General features: G+C 75.0%; 1 protein-coding gene. It reads right to left on the reverse strand.

What is annotated here, in order from left to right:
* Positions 1 to 37: 37 nt before the first annotated feature.
* Positions 38 to 869: DUF3418 domain-containing protein (locus tag D8M29_RS12815; RefSeq protein ID WP_127446056.1), on the reverse strand; the 832-nt coding region annotated here is incomplete at its 5' end.

Below are 869 nucleotides of genomic sequence, written 5' to 3' on the forward strand. Positions count from 1 at the left end.
CCCGCAGGACTGACGGCCCGCGCCGCCCGGACCCGGCTCAGGCGCGCGTGGCACGGGCGAGCGCCTGACGCACCCGCTTCTCGGAGACCGAGACCGCCGTGCCCAGCTCCTGGGCGAAGAACGAGACGCGCAGCTCCTCGATGAGCCAGCGCACCCGCTCCAGCTCCGCGGGCACGGGCGTGCCCGCGAACCGGGCGCGGTGGGCCGCGACGGCGGCGTCGAACTCGTCCTCGAGCCCCTGCACGACCGCCATGTGCTGCCCGTCGCGCTGCAGGTGGCCGCCGGCGTCCAGCCGGTCCATGCGCGTCAGCATGCCCTGCAGGTAGCGCGGCAGGTGCTGCAGCCGCTCCCAGCCCGTGGCGGCCACGAAGCCGGGGAACACGAGCTGCTCGAGGTGTGCCTTCACGTCCGACAGCGCCGGTGCGAGGGCGAGCGAGACCGAGCCCTTGAGCCGGCGTCGCACCTGCGCGGCCCGGGAGAGCACCTGCTCCACCAGGGACGTGACGGCGAAGACCGTGTCGATCAGGTCGGCCCGCACCCGGTCGAACAGGGCGCGGAACGCGGCCTCGTCGAACGGCAGCTCGTCCCCGACGAGACGGTCCACGGCGGCCTGGGTGCAGTCCGCGACGAGGGAGTCCACCGAGCCGTGCGGGTTCTGGGTGAAGGTGAGCTTCTCCCTGTTGTCCAGGTGGTCCAGCACGTAGCGCTGGGGGCTGGGCAGGGTGGCCAGCAGCAGCCGGATCACCCCGGCCCGGTGCCAGGCCGCCTGGTCCTCCGCGGACCGGGCCACGGTCAGGCCGGCCGCGGGGCCGCCGTCGGGCGTGGTCTCGGGCACCAGGCTCGGGTAGCCCGTGATGGCGGGGCCGCGC

The organism is Micrococcus sp. HSID17227 (assembly GCF_003989405.1).
Lineage (GTDB): Bacteria > Actinomycetota > Actinomycetes > Actinomycetales > Micrococcaceae > Micrococcus > Micrococcus luteus.